Source organism: Mangrovibacterium diazotrophicum (assembly GCF_003610535.1).
Lineage (GTDB): Bacteria > Bacteroidota > Bacteroidia > Bacteroidales > Prolixibacteraceae > Mangrovibacterium > Mangrovibacterium diazotrophicum.
In genome coordinates, this window is record NZ_RAPN01000001.1 from 505972 (window position 1) to 526105 (window position 20134).

At 43.0% G+C, this 20134-nt stretch carries 21 protein-coding genes; 11 read left to right on the top strand and 10 right to left on the bottom strand.

The genetic code is table 11. The features are described from left to right. Nucleotides 1–203 precede the first annotated feature (203 nt). Together odhB and BC643_RS02165 are read right to left on the bottom strand one after the other, a co-directional pair. A complete protein-coding gene (odhB, locus tag BC643_RS02160) occupies nt 204–1454 on the bottom strand; it encodes a 2-oxoglutarate dehydrogenase complex dihydrolipoyllysine-residue succinyltransferase (RefSeq protein ID WP_120271529.1) in 1251 nt (416 codons plus the stop codon). A gap of 14 nt (nt 1455–1468) precedes the next feature. Beyond that, complete coding sequence (locus tag BC643_RS02165; protein WP_120271530.1) at nt 1469–4195, bottom strand: 2-oxoglutarate dehydrogenase E1 component; 2727 nt, start codon at nt 4193–4195, stop codon at nt 1469–1471. 222 nt (nt 4196–4417) lie between these two features. Here BC643_RS02165 and BC643_RS02170 point away from each other — a divergent pair, with 222 nt between their 5' ends. The 3 genes from BC643_RS02170 (at nt 4418) to BC643_RS02180 (ending at nt 7571) form a co-directional block, all read left to right on the top strand. Next, nucleotides 4418–4846, top strand: a complete 429-nt coding sequence (locus BC643_RS02170) for a QcrA and Rieske domain-containing protein (RefSeq protein ID WP_120271531.1) — start codon at nt 4418–4420, stop codon at nt 4844–4846. A gap of 69 nt (nt 4847–4915) precedes the next feature. Next, nucleotides 4916–5917, top strand: coding sequence for an alpha/beta hydrolase (locus BC643_RS02175; RefSeq protein WP_120271532.1), 1002 nt, complete (start codon nt 4916–4918; stop codon nt 5915–5917). A gap of 136 nt (nt 5918–6053) precedes the next feature. Further along, nucleotides 6054–7571: a DUF4301 family protein gene (locus BC643_RS02180; protein WP_120274105.1), complete on the top strand. Its 1518-nt coding sequence runs from the start codon at nt 6054–6056 to the stop codon at nt 7569–7571. A 59-nt stretch (nt 7572–7630) separates the two neighbouring features. Here the strand turns inward: BC643_RS02180 and rimO are convergent, their stop codons facing one another. The 3 genes from rimO to BC643_RS02195 form a co-directional block, all read right to left on the bottom strand. Further along, on the bottom strand, nt 7631–8926 hold the full coding sequence (gene rimO, locus BC643_RS02185) for a 30S ribosomal protein S12 methylthiotransferase RimO (protein WP_120271533.1): 1296 nt from the start codon (nt 8924–8926) through the stop codon (nt 7631–7633). A 145-nt stretch (nt 8927–9071) separates the two neighbouring features. After that, a complete protein-coding gene (gene ftsY / locus BC643_RS02190; RefSeq protein WP_120271534.1) occupies nt 9072–10022 on the bottom strand; it encodes a signal recognition particle-docking protein FtsY in 951 nt (316 codons plus the stop codon). A gap of 95 nt (nt 10023–10117) precedes the next feature. Beyond that, nucleotides 10118–10885: an XRE family transcriptional regulator gene (locus tag BC643_RS02195; RefSeq protein ID WP_120271535.1), complete on the bottom strand. Its 768-nt coding sequence runs from the start codon at nt 10883–10885 to the stop codon at nt 10118–10120. A gap of 114 nt (nt 10886–10999) precedes the next feature. Between BC643_RS02195 and BC643_RS02200 the strand changes: the two genes are divergently transcribed. Beyond that, a complete protein-coding gene (locus BC643_RS02200) occupies nt 11000–12304 on the top strand; it encodes a putative DNA modification/repair radical SAM protein (RefSeq protein WP_120271536.1) in 1305 nt (434 codons plus the stop codon). Nucleotides 12305–12307: 3 nt separating this feature from the next. Further along, the gene (locus tag BC643_RS02205; RefSeq protein ID WP_120271537.1) at nt 12308–13078 is read left to right on the top strand and encodes a TIGR03915 family putative DNA repair protein; all 771 of its coding nucleotides are present in this window, start codon (nt 12308–12310) and stop codon (nt 13076–13078) included. A 47-nt stretch (nt 13079–13125) separates the two neighbouring features. Here the strand turns inward: BC643_RS02205 and BC643_RS02210 are convergent, their stop codons facing one another. The 3 genes from BC643_RS02210 to rpmB are packed head-to-tail and all read right to left on the bottom strand — an operon-like array spanning nt 13126 to nt 13723. After that, nucleotides 13126–13278 carry a DUF4295 domain-containing protein gene (locus BC643_RS02210; protein WP_120271538.1) on the bottom strand — a complete coding sequence of 51 codons (153 nt, stop codon included), beginning with the start codon at nt 13276–13278 and terminating at the stop codon, nt 13126–13128. A gap of 8 nt (nt 13279–13286) precedes the next feature. Further along, the gene (gene rpmG, locus BC643_RS02215; protein ID WP_120271539.1) at nt 13287–13469 is read right to left on the bottom strand and encodes a 50S ribosomal protein L33; all 183 of its coding nucleotides are present in this window, start codon (nt 13467–13469) and stop codon (nt 13287–13289) included. An 11-nt stretch (nt 13470–13480) separates the two neighbouring features. Next, on the bottom strand, nt 13481–13723 hold the full coding sequence (gene rpmB, locus BC643_RS02220; protein ID WP_120271540.1) for a 50S ribosomal protein L28: 243 nt from the start codon (nt 13721–13723) through the stop codon (nt 13481–13483). A gap of 317 nt (nt 13724–14040) precedes the next feature. Between rpmB and BC643_RS02230 the strand changes: the two genes are divergently transcribed. The 6 genes from BC643_RS02230 (at nt 14041) to BC643_RS02255 (ending at nt 18211) form a co-directional block, all read left to right on the top strand. After that, the gene (locus tag BC643_RS02230) at nt 14041–14685 is read left to right on the top strand and encodes a peroxiredoxin (RefSeq protein WP_120271542.1); all 645 of its coding nucleotides are present in this window, start codon (nt 14041–14043) and stop codon (nt 14683–14685) included. 100 nt (nt 14686–14785) lie between these two features. Next, nucleotides 14786–15604: a CPBP family intramembrane glutamic endopeptidase gene (locus tag BC643_RS02235; protein WP_170154425.1), complete on the top strand. Its 819-nt coding sequence runs from the start codon at nt 14786–14788 to the stop codon at nt 15602–15604. After that, nucleotides 15601–16083, top strand: coding sequence for a DUF456 domain-containing protein (locus tag BC643_RS02240; protein ID WP_120271544.1), 483 nt, complete (start codon nt 15601–15603; stop codon nt 16081–16083). The genes BC643_RS02235 and BC643_RS02240 overlap by 4 nt, the downstream gene beginning before the upstream one ends. A gap of 127 nt (nt 16084–16210) precedes the next feature. Continuing rightward, nucleotides 16211–17008 (top strand): S1/P1 nuclease, encoded by a 798-nt coding sequence (locus BC643_RS02245; RefSeq protein ID WP_120271545.1) that lies wholly within the window; start codon nt 16211–16213, stop codon nt 17006–17008. Nucleotides 17009–17158: 150 nt separating this feature from the next. Further along, nucleotides 17159–17557, top strand: a complete 399-nt coding sequence (locus BC643_RS02250) for an SPOR domain-containing protein (RefSeq protein WP_120271546.1) — start codon at nt 17159–17161, stop codon at nt 17555–17557. A gap of 183 nt (nt 17558–17740) precedes the next feature. Then, nucleotides 17741–18211 carry a hypothetical protein gene (locus tag BC643_RS02255; protein WP_147377110.1) on the top strand — a complete coding sequence of 157 codons (471 nt, stop codon included), beginning with the start codon at nt 17741–17743 and terminating at the stop codon, nt 18209–18211. A 72-nt stretch (nt 18212–18283) separates the two neighbouring features. Here BC643_RS02255 and BC643_RS02260 read toward each other — a convergent pair whose 3' ends face one another. Both BC643_RS02260 and BC643_RS02265 read right to left on the bottom strand, forming a co-directional pair. After that, on the bottom strand, nt 18284–18658 hold the full coding sequence (locus BC643_RS02260) for a group I truncated hemoglobin (protein WP_120271548.1): 375 nt from the start codon (nt 18656–18658) through the stop codon (nt 18284–18286). A gap of 168 nt (nt 18659–18826) precedes the next feature. Beyond that, on the bottom strand, nt 18827–19936 hold the full coding sequence (locus BC643_RS02265; protein ID WP_120271549.1) for a nickel-binding protein: 1110 nt from the start codon (nt 19934–19936) through the stop codon (nt 18827–18829). Between the last annotated feature and the right edge of the window lie 198 nt (nt 19937–20134).

Here is a 20134-nt window from a genome sequence, read left to right on the forward strand (position 1 = left end):
GTAAAGCGTTTCTTTTCACCGGATAAATTATGACTTGTTGTCCAGTTTTACAAAAGTGTCATAAAATAATCATAAAACAAATTGAAATAATACGCGATTCAAAGATTTCACGGCCTGTCTTCTTTGAATTAATAAAGCGATAGCAAAAAAAAGCAGGATATGAAATCATAGCCTGCCTTGTATGGTATTATTACCTTCTAATATCAGATTTGAAGCAAAAGCTCTTCCGGATCTTTACCATCAGTAAGCAATAACTGCGGGTTCTCCAGCAAGTTTTTCACTTTAACCAGAAATCCAACTGAATCCTTGCCATCGATAATGCGGTGATCGTAGGAAAGCGCGATGTACATCATCGGACGAATAACAACCTGACCGTTTACTGCCATCGGACGATCGACGATGTTATGCATGCCCAAAATGGCCGACTGAGGAGGATTAATGATCGGGGTTGAAAGCAAGGAACCAAATGTTCCGCCATTGGTGATGGTAAATGTACCGCCGGTCAACTCTTCAATGGAAATCTTCTTGGTACGGGCCTTTTCTGCCAGCTCCTTAATCTCCAGTTCGATCGCCGGAATACTTTTACTCTCTGCATTGCGAACGATCGGTACCATCAATCCTTTCGGTGTTGAAACTGCGATGCCGACATCAACAAAAGCAGGCGTCAAAATCTCTTCGCCATCGATCATTGAATTGACTGCCGGGTGAAACTGCATGGCTGTTGCAACCGCTTTGGTGAAGAACGACATGAAACCAAGTTTGAATCCATGTTTTTCAACGAATTTTGGTTGGTGTTTTTTACGAAGCTCCATAATCGGGCTCATATCCACTTCGTTGAAAGTGGTCAACATTGCCGTTTCGTTTTTCACTGCCACCAAACGCTGGCTAAGTTTACGGCGAAGCATGCTCATCTTTTCACGACTTTCTTCGCGCGAGAATAGATTTTTCGGGGCACTTTCAACCACTGGCTGTGCTGCCGCCGGTTGACTTACAACTGCTTCAACCTCCTTCTTACCAATTCGTTGCAGTCCGTGAATGATATCATCCACCGATAAATGATGCTCTTCCATCATCTCCCGGGCAACCGCTGTTGTCTTAATTTTGGGCTGATCTTTCGAAGCACCAACTTCCTTTTTCGGCTCTTCTTTGGCCGCAGGAGCTGCTTCTTTTTTGGGTTCTTCTTTTGCAGGAGGTGCACTCGCTGTCGGTTCTCCCGCCGCATCTGTATCAATCGTGCAGGCTAATTCGCCAACAGCAACCGTATCGCCTTCCTGAACTTTAAAACTAATTTTGCCCGATTCTTCAGCGACGAGTGTCAGCGTTGCCTTATCGGACTCAATTTCAGCAACTTCTTCATTTTTTGAAACGACACTACCATCTTCAACAAGCCATTTACCTAACTCCACCTCAGTTATCGACTCACCGGGCGTAGGTATTTTAATCTCAATAATCATGATTTTTTATTTTTTCAAGCGAAAATTGCTTCGCTAAATATTGTATTCATAATTTTTTCGAGGCGCAGATTATGTTGTTTCATTAATCCTCCGGCTGGAGTACCACTTTCCGGTCTCGCTGCTAATTCTAAATTCAGGTGTTTTAATTTGCGTTGTAAGAAAGGCCATGCCCCCATATTCTCCGGTTCGTCCTGAGCCCAGATAACACGTTTTGCCTTTTTGTATTTTGCCAATACCGCTTCTATTTGGTCGGTTGGCAATGGGTACAACTGCTCAATTCTAACAATAGCTGTTGACTCATCTCCCCGATCCACACGGGCTTTTAAAAGATCGTAATAGAGACGGCCGCTACTGAAGACAATTTGTTTTACCTGGGTTGGTTTTGCGATATGATCGTCGATCACCTCTTTGAATCCACCATGCGACAACTCGTCGAGCGTACAGCTAACCAACGGGTGACGTAACAAGCTTTTCGGTGTAAACACAATCAGCGGCATACGTGTTCCCCACAACAGTTGACGACGCAACAAGTGGAAAAGGTTATCCGGAGTTGAAGGCACGATGACCTGCATATTGTTGTTGGCTGCCAAGGTCAGGAAACGCTCAATTCGTCCGCTTGAGTGCTCGGGCCCCTGCCCTTCGTATCCGTGTGGCAGGAACAACGCCAGGTTATTCATCAAGCCCCACTTCTCTTCTGCTGACGTAATGTATTGGTCAATGATTACCTGAGCCACGTTTGAAAAGTCTCCAAACTGAGCTTCCCAAATTGTTAAAGCATTTGGCTGAGCCATCGCGTAACCGTATTCAAATCCCATGACACCATACTCTGACAGGTGAGAGTTGTAAACATGGAATGGACCCTGGCTAGGCGAAATGTTTTTCAACGGAAAGTATTTCTCATCCATATCTTCCACCACAAAAGCAGCGTGACGGTGCGCGAAGGTCCCGCGCTCACAGTCCTGACCACTTAGACGAACCGGGTAACCTTCATCCAACAAACTCGCGTAAGCCAGCAATTCTGCCATTGCCCAGTCCAGCTTGTTATCTGAAAGCATCATTTTTCGGTCCGAAATAATACGGTTCACCTTGTTAAAGAAGACTTTATCCTGAGGCAATGTGGTCAGTTTCTCACCCAAATGCAGCAGCTTTTCTTTCGACACAGTCGTATCGATACGATCCGTGAAGTCAGTTTTACCCGGTTTCACAAAGTTTTCGTACTCCTGAACCAAAAACTGTTTGATTTTCAGCTTGTCTATTTTCTCCGACTCATGGAACATCTCGTCCAGGTAATTGTCGAAATTCACAACTTCCTGGTTGATTTCCTCCGAACTCATAATATTCAGAGATGACAACTTTTCAGCATAAATATCTCGTGGGTTTTTGTGCTTCGCGATAGCTTTGTACAACAATGGTTGTGTGAAACGTGGTTCATCCCCCTCGTTGTGTCCGTATTTTCGGTAGCAAAGAATATCAACGAAAACGTCCGAGTGGAATTTTTGACGATACTCCATTGCCAGTTTTATCGTATAAATCAATGCTTCAACATCGTCGCCGTTTACGTGGAAAACGGGGCAGCGAGTCACTTTTGCAACGTCGGTGCAATAGGTACTTGAACGAGCATCCAGATAGTTTGTGGTGAAACCAACCTGGTTATTGATAACCAGGTGAATTGTACCACCAGTCTTGTAGCCTTTCAGCTGCGACATCTGGATGATCTCATAAACGATCCCTTGCGCTGCAATTGCAGCATCGCCGTGAATAACGATTGGCGCTAATTTATTGTAATCGCGGTTGTAAAGCGAATCAATGCGTGAGCGCGCCATCCCCTGCACCAATCCGGCTACTGTTTCCAGGTGCGAAGGGTTTGGTACAAGACTCAGTTTGACGTCCTTCCCTGCATCCGATTTAATCGTGTTTTCAAAGCCCAGGTGATATTTCACGTCACCCATCGAAATATCTTCCTCGTATTCAGTACCATAGAATTCCTTAAAGATATTCTGATAAGGCTTCTTCATAATATTACTCAACACGTTCAATCGCCCGCGGTGAGCCATACCGATAATAAATTCGTTGATGCCGAGCTCTGCTCCGTGCTCAATGACAGCGTCCAGTGCCGGGATCAAACTTTCAGCTCCTTCGAGCGAAAAGCGCTTCTGACCAACAAATTTCTTATGAATGTAACTTTCGAAGCCGACAGCCACTTTGAGATGGTAGAAAATGTGTTTTCTTTTTTCGTCGGTAAATGATTGCGAGTTTTTCGAACTCTCCATTTTTGTCTGCATCCACTCCACAATCTCCGGGTGACGAATATATTGATATTCAACACCAATAGAGTCGCAATAGGTTGCTTCCAGATGCGCGATGATATCTTTTAATTTGGCCGGGCCAATTCCAATGCTGTTACCTGCCTGGAATACTTTTTCCAGATCATTCTTTTCGAGTCCGAAGTTCTCAATATCCAGGGTTGGACGATACTTGCGACGGGCGCGTACCGGGTTTGTTTTGGTAAACAGGTGTCCGCGTTGGCGGTAACCGTGGATGAGGTTCAGAATCGCGAATTCTTTATCGATATTACTTCCTGAGAATTCCGATTTGCTTTGATAATTTGTACGTGCTAATTCAAAGCCTCTGAAGAAATTCTGCCAACTCTCGTCTACACTTGCAGGATCTCTCAGATAATCCTGGTAAAGCTCATCAACTGCGGCAATTTCTTGATTTCCAACTTGAGAATATTTATCCATTTTGTAGAGTTAGATAATTCCGACCTTATGTTTTAAAAAGTTTCAAACTTTAACAAATGGTTGATTTTAAAGTTTAACAAATGTCTTGAATTCTATTACGAATTTAAACTTTTAAAGACCACCCACCGTTTATTTAGAAAGCTTCAAAATAAATCTAAAATTTGAAGCGCAACACCCGGTATTTTTAAGCTTTTAAACATCAACCTAATTAATTTACCCCTTATGAAACGTCGCGAATTTGTATCGAAAGTAGCTGTTGGTGGAAGCATTTTGTTTGTCTCCCCCTTCTACCTAAACTCCTGCAGTAAAGGAGGCGACTCCGCAACTGACTCACCGGACACAGGTAATACAGATCCCATCAATATAGACTTGTCTAAATCGGAATTTTCTGATTTAAATACAGTTGGAGGATACGTCTATTACGATAAATATATCATTATTCGCTCGGGCGAGTCTGCATATCACGTTCTGTCCAAGTTCTGTACACACCAGGGTGATTGGGTGGAATACCTGCATTCGAGTAACCAGATTAAATGCAATCTGCATGGATCCATGTTTACGATCGCTGGCGTGGTACTCAACGGACCGGCAACTCGAAACCTGGCCGCCTATAATGTCTCGGTTTCAGGCAATATATTGACGATTGGATAAAATTTATATTTTCAAAAAAAGATTGCTTCAAAAAACGAATGTGCTAAATTCGTTAGAAAAACTACACGTATGAATCGTTTGCTCCGGATTCTTCTCGCACTCATACTCTTCCTGATCTTTTTATATGTCGTTGGCCCCAAGTTTCCTGCTCCGAAACTGAGTAGTGAATTACCAAAAATTGAGGTTCAATTAAACCGACTGGATCGTTTTCTGGCTGATAGGGAAAGTAAATTGCCTGTAAAGTCGGATAACCAAAGTATCGTGGTTTGGGCAAACGACAGCCTCAAACAACAAACAGATTGGTGTTTGCTCTACCTGCACGGTTTTTCGGCGTCGCGAATGGAAGGTTTTCCAACGCATGTGAATTTTGCCAGCCACTTTGGTATGAACGCTTATTTACCACGCTTGGCATCACACGGCTTGGACGTTCCGGATCCGCTGCTGGACATGACACCTGATCGACTTTACGAAACAGCAAAAGAAGCACTGCAAATCGCACACCTGATTGGCAAAAAAGTCGTCATTATGAGTACATCAACCGGCGGTACGCTTTCGCTGAAGCTAGCTGCAGAATTCCCGGAACTTGTCGATGGACTGATTTTACTATCACCGAATGTCGCCATTAACAATTCGGCTGCTTTCCTGCTCTCAGGGCCCTGGGGCTTGCAAATTGCCCGCAAAGTTTACGACGGTAACTATCGCTATACCAACGAAAACCTGCATGATGAAGAATGTGCTTACTGGAACTGTTTCTATAGACTGGAGGCCATTGTTTATCTGCAACAGTTGGTTGATGCCACGATGGATCCGCGTACATTTCATCGGGTAAACACGCCGGTATTTTTGGGTTATTATTACAAGGACGAGGAACATCAGGACGATGTGGTTCGGGTTGAAGCAGCCTTGAATATGTTTGATGAGTTGGGTACAGCTGACAGTTTGAAAGAGAAACAGGCTTTTGATGCGGGCGTTCATGTCATTGGAAGCGGCATGTTCTCGAAGGCACAAAAGGAAGTTGAAGAAGCCGCTATCGGGTTTGGCGAAGATCTACTAAAGATAAAACCGGAATAAGTTTCAGCTGGTTTTCGTTGGTCAAAGAGACTGATATTTTCAAACATTTGACTATCTTCCCTTTTTGTATCCCTTGCCTACCTTGGGTATTTCAAAACAAACAACTACTAAAACTATTCACCTTAATTACGATCTGATGAAATTCACGTCTCAGGATTTAGCTCAAATAAAAGCGATTGGAAAACAGCCTGAAGAAGTTCAGTCACAACTGGACCGTTTCGTTAACGGGTTTCCCGATATTGAATTGTATAGCACTGTTTCAAAAGGAAATGGACTTACGATATTATCAAAAGAAGAATTGAAGCAATGCATTACCCGGTACGAAAAAGGAAGCGCGGCCAAACAACTATGCAAATTTGTACCGGCATCAGGGGCCGCAAGTCGAATGTTTAAAGCACTTTATAACTTCCTCGATGGTCAGACTGACGAGCAAGACGAAGGCGTTCAGACCTTTTTCAATGATTTCGACAACTTTGCTTTTTCTGATGAATTGGCCGCTCTTTTGGGGAATGAAAAAGAGGAACTACTGAAAAATAAAAGCAAGAAAGTCGTCGAACTTTTGCTGTCAGAAACTGGACTTAATTACGGAAACCTGCCAAAAGCGTTGCTGACATTCCATAAATACAAAGACGACAGCGTTACAAAAGCGATCGATGAACATTTAGTTGAAGGAGCTTTGTACTGCGCTGGTTCCAACGACAAAGTTGCAATACATTTCACGGTTTCAGAAGAGCACATGTCTCTGATCAAATCCCACCTGGAGAAGATACTACCGATATTCGAAAAGAAATTTGACAAACAGTATATCATTACTTTTTCCGTTCAGGACAAAGCGACCGATACCGTAGCTGTTGATTTGGACAATCAACCGATTCGGAAAGAGAACGGAGAATTGTTGTTTCGTCCGGGAGGACACGGAGCTTTACTGAAAAATTTGGACGCAATTGATGCCGATATTATTTTCATCAAGAATATCGACAATGTTGCCGCACAATGGCTGATTCAGGATACAATCGACTACAAAAAAGCACTCGGAGGCGTGTTGCTCGAAACACAAAATAAGATATTCGATTACTGCCAAAAACTACAGAATTCGGACTCGATCGATGCAAAGTTAGAGGAAGAGATTTTGGAGTTTCTGGGTATGAAATTGGGGTACAAAGCTCCCAATTCATACAACGAACTAGCCGAGCCGCAAAAGGTAGCTTTCCTTTTCAACAAATTGAACCGGCCAATGCGCATTTGCGGCGTGGTGCAAAGCAGCAACACCGGCGGCGGTCCGTTTTGGGTGAAGCATCCGGATGGTGCATTGAGTTTGCAACTGGTAGAAACCGCCCAGGTAAACCTGCAAACCCCCGCACAAACAACGATTTTGAAATCGTCGGAATATGCCAACATTACCGACTTGGTATGCGGAGTTCGGGATTTTGAAGGAAATAAATTTGATTTGATGAAATTCAGGGATCCGGATACCGGGTTCATTGCTGAAAAGTCGCAGGGCGGAAAAGTACTTAAAGCAATGGAACTACCTGGTCTGTGGAACGGTGCCATGAGTGATTGGAACACCGCTTTTGTTGAAGTTCCGATGACGACATTCAACCCGGTTAAAACAGTCCTTGATTTGCTCAACAAAGAACACCAAGGAGCGCTATAAGATGAAAAATTACTGAGGGCTTCACTCCAAGTGAAACCCTCAGTAATAATCTTATTTATCTAATTTACAGAAGCGAACAAATCGAATTCAGTTGCGTCGTTAATGGTAACTTCGACCATATCGCCAACTTTAATACCATCCGCTTTGTCAATCAGCACTTCACAATCCACTTCGGGCGAATCGTATTCCGTGCGAGCCACAAAATACTCCTCTTCTTCCCGATCAACCAAAACACGCAGCTTTTTACCAATCTGCTGCTGGCTGAAACGAGCCGAAATATCCTGTTGCATTTGCATCAACTCGTCTGCGCGAGCTTCTTTCACTTCTTGCGGGATATCGTCCTTATACATTTTGTAAGCATAAGTATCATCTTCGCTCGAGTAGGCAAAAACTCCCATCCGTTCAAACGGATATTCCTGGATGAATGCTTTCAACTCTTCAAAATCTTCCTCAGTCTCACCAGGGTGACCAACAAGGAAAGTCGTACGAAGAGCAATACCCGGAACTTCTTCACGAATCTTCTGAATCAATTGAATTGTTTCGTCTTTCGTGATTTTCCGGCGCATGGTACCCAACATACGATCAGTAATATGTTGAAGCGGAATGTCGAGGTAGTTTGCCACATTTTTACGTTCGCGCATCACTGTCAAAACATCCATCGGGAATTTCGACGGGTAAGCGTAATGCAAGCGAATCCATTCCAAACCTTCGATATCAGCCAAACGATTGATCAATTCAGCCAATTTGCTTTCGCCGTAACGGTCAATTCCGTAGTAAGACAAATCCTGGGCAATCACCAGCAACTCTTTCACACCGTCTTGGGCTAAACGGGTAGCTTCTTCAATCAAGCTCTCCATATCGCGCGATTTGTGGTTGCCCGTAAATTGCGGGATTGCACAAAACGAACAATGGCGGTTACATCCTTCACTGATTTTCAGGTAGGCGAAATGGCCCAGCGTGGTTTTCACCCGGTGATACATTTTTTGCTCGTAGAACGTCGCGTTTAAGTCTTTCACGACCTCTTTGAAATCAAACTTCCCGTAGAATTTATCAACCTCCGGAATCTCTTTGGTCAGATCTTCCTTGTAGCGAGCCGACAAACAGCCCATCACCAACAGTTTATCCAACTTGCCGGACTTGCGGGCATCAGCAAAATTCAGGATCGTATTGACCGATTCTTCTTTGGCATCGGCAATAAAACCACAGGTATTTAGAATTACAATATTTGCATCGTCGTCTTCCGAATCATGCACCACTTTAAAGCCGTTCAGGTCCAACTGATTCAGCAACATTTCCGAATCGACCAGGTTCTTCGAACAGCCCAGCGTCATGATATTAACTTTACCTCTCTTCATATTTTAATGTCAATTTTCGTCCTCTACAACAATCAAATACAGCTACGGTTTGTAAGCTGAAAAACATTTCAGTATTTCGCACAGACGCTCAGCCTGTACAACGTTTAGTTTACGAGGTGATTTTCGGTTGGTTGATTTGGGTATTTTAGGAGAAAAGCGAGTCTACAAATTCGCCGCGACGGAAAATCTGTAAATCTTCCATCTTTTCGCCAATACCGATGTATTTCACCGGAATTTTAAATTGATCGCTGATACCGATCACAACACCGCCTTTCGCGGTTCCGTCGAGTTTGGTCAGCGCCAGGGCAGTCACTTCGGTTGCTTTGGTGAATTGTTTGGCTTGCTCAAAAGCATTTTGGCCGGTCGATCCGTCCAGTACCAGCAACACTTCGTTTGGTGCACCCGGAACAATCTTCTCCATCACTTTCTTGATCTTCGAAAGCTCGTTCATCAGGTTAATCTTGTTGTGCAAACGGCCAGCCGTGTCGATAATTACAACATCAGCGCCGGAAGCTTTGGCCGATTTCAAGGTATCGAAAGCAACAGAAGCCGGATCCGAGCCCATATCCTGGCGAACGATCGGCACGTCCACTCGTTTTGCCCAAACTTCAAGCTGGTCGATTGCCGCGGCACGGAAGGTATCGGCTGCACCCAAAACAACTTTCTTACCAGCTTGCTTAAAATTATAAGCCAGCTTGCCGATTGTTGTGGTTTTACCAACGCCGTTCACGCCTACAACCATAATAACATAGGGGTCTTCGCCGGCAGGAAGCTCAAAATCGTCCACGTCGCCCGAGTTGTTTTCTTCGAGCAGAGCAGCGATTTCTTCTTTCAGAATTCGGTTCAGTTCTTCAACGCCGAGGTACTTGTCTCGTTCGACACGTTCCTCAATCCGTCGGATTATTTTCAGGGTTGTATCGACACCTACATCCGAAGTAATCAGCACTTCTTCAAGGTTATCGAGTACCTCGTCATCGACCTTCGATTTACCGGCAACGGCGCGGCTTAGCTTCTGGAAAACATTTTCTTTGGTTTTCGCCAAACCTTGATCAAGACTCTCTTTTTTAGCTTTGGAAAATAATCCGAAAAGACCCATATAACTTGAAATTTTGAGTGCGCCAATTTACAAAATTATGCCGAATAACAGCTATTGTTTTAGCAGATTAGCTAAGTTTTCGAAACTAAAATCGTTCAACGGTTGCGTAACTGCCGAATTTCCTCTTTCATCTCCGACAGAATATCCGACAGGCGGCTCACTTCTAAATGATTGGGCTGTGGTAAGTTGAAACTTAAAACACCCTCAGCTTTCCAGATTTCAAGCACATCCTCTGCGTCAACAGCATAAGGCTCATATTCAGGATTATCTGATTTCAGTAAAAAACGGCTATCACCCTGACGATAAACCCGCTTGTAAACCAAACCTGCATCTTTCGTAATCAACACATAGGTTTGGCCGTCTCTCAAATCATCCAACGATTCAACAAACTGGCAAAACATATAAGCTCCAGGCTGCACCGGCAACATACTGTCGCCTTTTAGCTGGAAGACACGATACGTTTTTCCCGGCGATAATTCGGGAACCGGCATATTGAATGCGGGCAACTGCCCGATGTATTCCGGATCAGCAAAACCATTCAAATAACCGGCGGAAGCCTTGACCGGAACAATCGGAATCAACTCTTCATTTTCTGCATTAACGACAATCGGCAGAATCTTCAAACCTCCGATTGACGGCACATTCGCATATTTTTCCTTACTTAAATCATTCCGAATAAGTTGATCTAAACTCAAATCAAAATTCAATGCAATTTGAACAAGCGTGGCGATTTTTGGCGTTGCCCTTCCCTCTTCATACGCACCAATATGTGAGCGTTTCAACCCTAATTTATCGGCTAAATCCTGCTGCGTCAATCGTGATTGCTGACGCAAATATTTCAAGTTATCGGACAAAAAATTCATTCGCTAATATTTTTAGTCATCACTTTAAAATTAACTAATACTTTTAGCTAAAACTAATTTTATTAGTATTTTTGAACAGTCGACTATGCAACAAGACGCTAAATATAGGCTATCATGAAAGAAAATGTACTCGAAAAACTAAAAATATTAGCAGATGCCGCCAAATATGACGTTTCGTGTGCATCGAGCGGCAATAACAGGAGTAACAAAGGTGGTATTGGAAACGCGGTGGCTTGTGGGATTTGCCATAGTTTTACTGATGACGGAAGGTGCGTCAGCCTTCTGAAAATGTTGATGACAAACCACTGCATTTACGATTGCGCTTATTGCATTAACCGACGAACGAACGACCGCCCGCGAGCAACGATGTCCGTTCAGGAGGTGGTTGACCTGACGATCAACTTTTACCGCAGAAATTACATCGAAGGACTTTTTCTGAGTTCTGGGATCATTAAAAACGCAGATTTCACCATGGAACGCCTGATGCTCGTAGCGCGAAAGCTGAGACAAGAAGAGCGCTATCATGGCTACATTCATTTGAAAGCCATTCCGGGATCAAGCCCAGAATTAATCAGACAGGCCGGGCTATTCGCCGATCGTCTGAGTGTAAATATTGAAATCCCGACAGAACAGCAGCTTCAACGTTTGGCACCAGAGAAAACATTTTCATCGGTAATTCAACCGATGGAACAGATTAAAACCGGGATACAGCTCTACAAGGAAGACCGGCGAAAGTATCGCTTCGTGGATCCTTTCACACCTGCCGGCCAAAGCACACAGCTGATCGTTGGTGCCACACCGGAAAGCGATCGTCAAATTCTGGCTTTAGCCTCGGGCCTGTACCAGCACCAAAGTCTAAAGCGTGTTTATTACTCGGGATATTTACCCGTGAACGACTATGACAAGCGTCTGCCTGCGCTGCAATCACCACCATTGGTTCGCGAAAATCGCCTTTACCAAAGCGACTGGCTGATGCGTTTTTACCATTTTCAAGCCGATGAAATATTGAGTTCTGATCAACCATTCCTGGATCTTGAGATTGACCCCAAGCTGGCTTACGCCATCCGAAATCTTCATCTATTCCCTGTGGATATCAATCGCGCCGACTATGAGATGATTCTTCGGGTTCCGGGCATTGGCGTGCAATCAGCCAAAATGATCGTGGATGCCCGTCGGTTCCGGAGGCTGAACAGTTATCACCTCAAACAAATCGGCGTAGTGATGAAACGAGCCCAATACTTCATTACCTGTAATGAACTCCCGGCCCGTCGGGGCGACTGGGATCCAGATGTTTTGCGAAGTCACATCATTCATGAAAGCACTACAAAACGATGCAAAGCAGGCGATACGCAGCTAAGTTTATTTCATTTTCAACCACCTAAAAAGCAACCGGAATTGACTGTTCACTTCAAACAATAAAGCATGGCAATTATCAGATACGACGGCACATTCGCAGGTTTTCTTACAGTAGTTTTCGAGTGTTACGCACGAAAGCTAAACCCTGCCGATATTTGTAAAGAAACGGCCTTTCAGGAAAGCTTGTTTGGCGAAAGCATCCGTATCGAAACCGATGAAAAAAAAGCGCATCGTGTGTGGAAAGGCTTTCAGCAAAAGCTTCACCCTCGCAACAGGGAACTGCCTTTTCGAACTTTTTTATCAGAAGAGAAAGGGATAGAAATGCGCCTGTATCGTTTTATGCGTCGGACCTTTGACTCCAATAAGCGCATCGATACCGATTTTGCAGATTCAGATGTGCTGGCGTTAAAAAAAATTGAGCGACAGGTGATGCGCGAATCTATGCGAATACTGGAGTTTCTGCGCTTTCAGCAAACAATCGACAACATTTACTTCGCTGCCGTCGAGCCCCAGTACGACGTTCTTCCCTTCACCATCGATCATTTTCGAAAGCGTTTTGCTGATCAACAATGGATCATCTATGATTTGAAACGAGACTATGGATTCTTCTACGACCTTCAAGAAGTGCAGGAAATCAACCTGAACGAAAAATCATTCTCGACACACGATGGGAAACTTGCTGAAAACATTGTGATGGAAGACGAATTGCTTTACCAAACTTTGTGGAAAAATTACTTCAATCACGTCAATATAGAAGAGCGGAAGAATGCGAAACTTCAACGGCAACACATGCCTCGGAGATACTGGAAATTTCTTCCAGAGAAAAATCAGGCATAAAAAAAGCTCCCACAAATGTGAGAGCTTTCTTTTACACAAAGTATATCTTACTTTTTGAAATAATCTTTAACCATTTCGTTAGGAACTACACCTTCTTGAAATGTATATGAACCGGTTTTATCTGATTTCACCATTTTGATTACTTTCGCATAACCTTTACCGGCACCTTTTTGCAATGATGCTACTGCTTTCTTTGCCATATCTCAAATTATTTAATTTCGCGGTGTACAGTTACTTTTTTCAAGTTCGGGTTGTATTTTTTCAACTCCAAACGTTCTGATGTGTTCTTGCGGTTTTTTGTAGTAATGTACCGTGAAGTTCCGGGAACGTTCGTTTCCTTTTGTTCGGTACATTCCATAATAACCTGAACTCTATTTCCTTTTTTAGCCATTTCTTTCGGTTTTAAACAGTTTTAATCAAACCTTGTTCTTTGGCACCTTTTAATGCCGCACTTAATCCATTTTTGTTAATGGTACGCAATCCGGCAGCCGATACAGTCAATGTAATCCAACGATCTTCTTCTGGAAGATAGAATTTTTTATTGAACAGGTTCGGACTAAACCGACGTTTAGTCTTTTTATTCGAGTGAGAAACATTATTTCCCACCATTGCTTTTTTTCCGGTTATTTGACAAATTCTTGACATTGTCTTTATTTTTTACAGTATCACACACGTTTTTCAAACAGTTCGCAAAATAAGTGCTTTTTCCTGAAATAATCAAATCGTAAAGAAAGTTTTTTCGACTTTTTTCAACAACTAAATGTTTAAAAATCAAAAAGTTTTTCAATTCTTTCAATTTCAACCCCAAATAAACGTATAAAATCAAGACAAATCAAATCAAATAAGGAACATATGTTCTATTTTCATATTTCCTAAAAACACTTGAATTTATTCAAAAAGAATCAGTTATTTGTATAACCGAAGGTAAATTCCTCGTATAAACCGATAAAATCATTACAACTATGGAAGAACAAGTAAATCAAATGCCGCGCATAGGCGACATGGCTCCCGATTTTCAGGCAGATACCACCTACGGTCCTTTGAAATTTTCAGAATACAACAACGGTAGCTGGGTTATTTTGTTTTCACACCCGGCAGATTTTACACCTGTTTGCACTACCGAGATGAGTGGTTTCGCCCTGCGAAGCGACGAATTTAAAGCTTTAAACACGAAGCTGATTGGTCTCAGCATCGATAGTATTCATGCTCACGTAGCTTGGGTAAACAATGTGAAAAAGAATTCCGGCGTACTTTTTAATTTCCCGATCATTGCCGATATCGACATGAAGGTTTCCAAATTGTACGGAATGCTTCAGCCCAACGAAAGCCAAACTGCCGCGGTACGGGCGGTGTTCATTATTGATCCGACAGGCAAAGTGCGCCTGATGATGTATTATCCATTGAACGTTGGTCGTAATATGGACGAAATTGTTCGGGCACTTAAAGCGTTGCAAACATCAGACAAGCATGGAGTAGCACTACCACTGAACTGGGTTCCGGGCGAAAAAGTGATCGTTCCACCTCCCAAAACAGTTGACGCCATGATTGAGCGCGAAAAATCTGATTACGAAATGATGGATTTCTATCTGGCTAAAAAAGATTTGTAACATATAATTCTTAATGATTCTAAAAGGAGACAGTTTTCACTCGTCTCCTTTTTCATATTTATCAGAAACGAATTATCTTCGGAGTAGTAATACACAACGCATGAATACAGAGCAACAGCGCTTCTACCCCACCTTTCTCGGTGCGGCACATTTGGTGATTCTCTACATTTTTATCCAAACCATTGTGGATTTTCCGCTGGCCATTTGGGATTATTACCACGGAACAGAATATTTGTACAACCCGGCAAAGAAAATTATACTTGGCGTAGGCTCAATCGTATTCATCCTTTATTTCGGGTACCGAAAGGCGAAAACGTCAATCGACAAGCTTTTCCCAGTGAAATTATTCAACCCGCTTATTCTGCTCCCCGTCACACTCTTTTTAATGAGCGCCCAAATATTTTTAACGGAAGTTAATCTGTGGGTGGACAGCTGGCTGCCTGCTCCACCTTGGTTTTGGGAACTTTTCGACAAAATATTCGATAATGATCTGGGCATTTGGGGAGCTTTCCTGAAAGTCGTGATCATTGCGCCGATAATTGAAGAATTGATTTTCAGGGGAATTATCATGCACGGGTTCATGCGTAACTACCCGCAACTGATTGCAATCTTCTTCTCGGGCTTATTGTTTGCTCTCTTCCACCTGAATCCCTGGCAGTTTCCCGCTACTTTTATGCTGGGATGCCTGCTGGGATGGATCATGATCATTACCCGGAATATTTTCGCCTGCATCCTGGGACACGCCATTAACAACCTGCTCGTACTGCTCAGCATCGAGTATAATCGTGAAATATCTGAATTCTCTTTCTTTCTACTAAAACGAAACGAGCAACTGCACATCAGTTACCTCGTTGCTGCACTCAGCTTGGTGCTAATCGGACTTTTTGCCGCATTTAAACGCAAGAAAGTCGTAGCATGATGGATTACCTCCTCATTATTCTCGGAGCCTGTTGCATTTTGATCGGGATCGCGGGTTCAGTATTGCCTGTTTTGCCAGGCCCTCCAATTAGCTACCTGGGGTTACTTTTGATGCACTTTACCGATAAATACCAGTTCAGCACAAAATTTCTGATTATCTGGGCTGCCATTTCTGTAGCTACAGTTCTGCTTGATCAGCTAATTCCGGTATGGGGTACAAAGAAATTCGGAGGCAGCAAACAGGGAGTTTGGGGCAGCGTGATCGGATTGCTGATCGGAATGATCTTTCTGGGACCTCCGGGGATTATTATCGGTCCGTTTTTGGGTGCTGTCGCTGGTGAATTGATTGCAGGAAAGCGCTCTTCTCAAGCATTAAGAGCGGGAACTGGTGCATTGCTGGGTTTTCTCGCTGGCACCATTCTCAAACTTGTGGTCTCAGGAATGATGTGTTGGTACTTTATGGCAAAACTGATTTATTGAGTTTGGCACGACGAATAAACAATTGGTCGAAATTTCCGGGGAATTTGGCGATTTTTTGATCTCTTTCCCTAATAAATTGTTTACACTTGACAAGCATTTAAACAAGACGTAGAAAACAAAACCAAGAATGAAAACATCGCATCGAATTTTATCCGGGCTTTTAATTATTGTATTTTCCACATTATTCACATTATCGGCATCAGCCTGGGGCAGTACCGGACACCGGGCAATCGCTCAAATTGCCTGGCAACAGCTAAGCGACAAGAACAAATCAAAAATTGAAGCCATATTGGGCGACAGCTATTTGCCCCTGTTTGCAACCTGGGCCGATGACATTCGTTCGGAGAAAGATTATCCGCTCGGCACCATCCCTCACTATGTGAATATGCCACTTGGCCAGAACTATGAAGATTCGCAAAAAAACGAAAAAGGTGATTTAGTCACCATCCTGAACGGGATGTTGGATCAGTTTCATAATCCAAAGTCGACAACTGAAGAAAAGGCTGTTGCTTTAAAAATTATTATTCACCTCATTGGAGATCTGCACCAACCGATGCACATTGGGCTGGCAGAAGATCTAGGTGGCAATACAATAAGTGTTAAATGGTTTAACGAAGATTCTAACCTGCACAAAGTTTGGGACGAAGATATTATCGATAACAGTCGGTTGAGTTATACAGAACTGGCTCGATTTGCCGGCCAACCGTCAGAAAAAGAACTTCAACAACTTGAAAAGGGCGGTTTGATCGCCTGGGTTGATGAAACCCACCAGATCACTCAAACAATCTACGACAACCTTGGTAACAAACATTTCAGTTACGAATATTACTACATGTTTAGCCCAGTCGTTTTGAAACAAATCCAAAAAGCGGGGTACAGATTGGGCTATGTGCTAAACAAGATTCTGGACGGAAAACAGATCTAGCGCGATTGGATTAAGCTATAATAATTATTACTTTTAGCCGTTTGTGCTCCGAAAGCTATTCGGAACAGACCGAATTAGTCTGGAATGATAATTAAACCGGCAAAAAGAGTTTGATCCAATCAGAATCAATTGCCTCTTAATCCAAAATTCATGAAGAAACTGGCATTTACTGCTGTTATTGCGCTATTATTTTTCGCTTCGTGCAAAGATAAACCTAAAAAATTACAGGTTGAAAAGGTTGTACCCAAAGTCGAGGAAGTAAAAAAAGATACGATTCAAAAGCAAGTGTTGGCACCACAACCAATCGAAAAGCCAGCGGACAAATACTTTCTGATCTCCGGAAGTTTTTTGAAAGAAGAACAAGCTGAAACTTATAAGTCAGAGCTTGAAACCCAAGGGTACCCGGCACAAGTTGTACAACGCTCGTGGGGGCCGAACAGCGAATACTTTCGGGTGGCTATGTACGGATACCACGAGAAAGGAGACGCTTACGCAGATCTAAGCAAGGCACAACAAGAAGGTAAAGTCGTTTGGTTGCTCGTCAAATAAGCAAAACAATCCATCAAATACACAAAGAGGCCCCGTTTGGCCTCTTTTTTTGTTCTAAATCGTCACTTTTAGTCACTGTCAAGCAAATTTCCTTGTTTTATGGCATAATAACTGCTGTTTTAGAATATCCCCGATTAATCTTTTTCGGCTCGAAAATGTTATAACTTAAAAAAGTTAAAAGATATGGAACTAAATACAGAAAGACTGATGCGCGGAATATTCGAGGAATTTAATAAGATGGATGCCTTTCGTACCCGTTTCAAAAACGACTTTTTTGAAACATTCCGGTTGGCCGTCGCAAAATTATATCCTGTTTCCGAAACCGACGATTTGGTTGAATACCTTGATATAATGGCAGAGGAAGCTCTGAGAGTTGCCAGTGATGTGATTGAGAAGGACCGCACTTATCCGGAGTATCGTCAGGTAATGGAGTTGAAGACATTCAATTCACTTTTGGAAAAACAAAACATTTCTGAATATCAAACGAAGGAAATCGAGTTTGTCAAGCATGAATTGAATAACCTTCTGTTGAAACACTACCCGGCGATTTTTGAATTTTCATCCTTCGGATATCGGTTGCTGGATCGTAATGTACAGTTCTTCGCACGCCAGTTTACAAAAGCGCTGCGCGAAGCCGCGGAGAAAGCAGTATAGCTACTAAGGCAATAGGATACGAACGGATGAAAGGGAAGATCAATCATCTTCCCTGCGTGACTGCGATGTGTTTTATTGTCCGATAATCATCTCTTTGAGGGACCATAGTATAAACAAAACATCCTTTTGCGTCACTTCATCAATTTTGTGATTGACCAAGGTGATCATCACATCGTCTACAACATGGGTGTATTCATCGCGACTGATGTTCATCCCTTTGTGGGCATTAACCATATCCTTGCCCGAATACTTGGCCGGTCCACCACTTCCCTCACTGAAAAACTCGACGGAATGCTGTTTCACCAATGCCAGCTTTTCGGGGGTATCCAAATACGGTACAAAACGCGCACTAACATGGGGATTCTTCATGTGGGCATCTACGGCATCATCAACAATTGCAATAATTCCTTCAGTGCCACCTAATCGTTCAAACAAACTCTGACTCATCTGACTTTCTATTTAGGGTTAATACTAATATTCACCTAATTCCGGCAGATCGTCGATTAATGATTTTTATTTTTTACAGACTACTAATTCAAGCAAAGTTACAGCGTTAGATCCTGCAACAACTAGCAATTTTAAACCAAATACTAATACGTTTCGGTCGTTTACAAACTAGACCAAAGCCTGTTGCAAATACTCCGATGGTAAAATACCGTACTTCCGCAAAAAGCATTTCGAGAAATAAGAAGGGCTGTTAAATCCTGTTTCGTAAGCTATTTCCGCAATGTTTCCACTTTGGCGCCTGATGCGTTTTGCAGCTTTCCGCAAGCGATAGTTTTTGATGAAATTATTGGGTGTCTCGCCAACCAGCGAAACCATTTTACGATAAAACTGAGATTTACTATATCCAAGGTTCTTTCCCAAATCTTCTACTTTCAAATAAGGATTTTGCCAGGTCTCAGCAATATAATCCATCAGTGGATAAAGAAATTTCTGGTCCGTTGGGCTGAGCGACACAAAGAGCTCGTGTTCCAAATAAGCATCCGGATTTTCTTCTTCATACAGGCTTTTCACATCTGCGGAAACCACGATATTGTTTTCGGAGATATCGTGGAGCATTCGTGCTTCTTTTTCAGCCTCTTCAAACAATTCCCGGTTACCGGAAACCGGCACTCCCGCGCTGATGCCTGTCTTCAATCTGATCGGAGCACAATTGGCCTTTTTCCCCCATTCCACAATTCCGGAATACAGCTCTAAGGCACACAAAATAGTCTGGGTAACCGACTGGAATGAAACCAGGTAAGAGGTTCGGAAAGTCTTTACGACCCGCCCGCCGAACTTCTGAAAAATCGGTATCAGTAAATTCATACAGGCCGGAATATTGACATCTTCTCCTGTTTTCTCCGCATGTAGAGAAGCCCAATCATCAAACCCCACCATCATCAGAGTTCGAAGTGCCGACTCGCTAATGACATTCAGTGGCCCTTCGCCTATTTGTTTGGGGTCGCTTATACGTCCCAAAAACGACTCAACCACAAGCGGGTCTACTTCAATAATCTCATTCGGAACTTCGCCATGTGCAGAACCATGCATCTGCTCAATAGCCTCCTTATTCGGGGCCTCAATCAGGCAAAAAGCTGTTTTCCGGCGATCGTCGAACCAATAAGTCAATCCCCGGCATTGAAAGTTATGCTGAATCTTCAGATCCTGTTGGTGAAGCTGGGCAACAATCTCAGCGGTTACCTTTTCCGAAACATCGTGTCGATCCATGTAGATAGGCATAGTCTTCGTTTTTAGTCGTTAGTTAAGCCATCTGCCGCGAAACAATCAGACAGACGGTATAACCATATACCGCTTTCAATTAAAATTGGTTATCATTCGGATGGAAATCTCCGTTGACAAGAAATTTCGGAAACAGGCGAATAGGATATTTTTTTGTCTACGGGCGGAGATAGATGAATTGAAAAATAAATCCGTAAA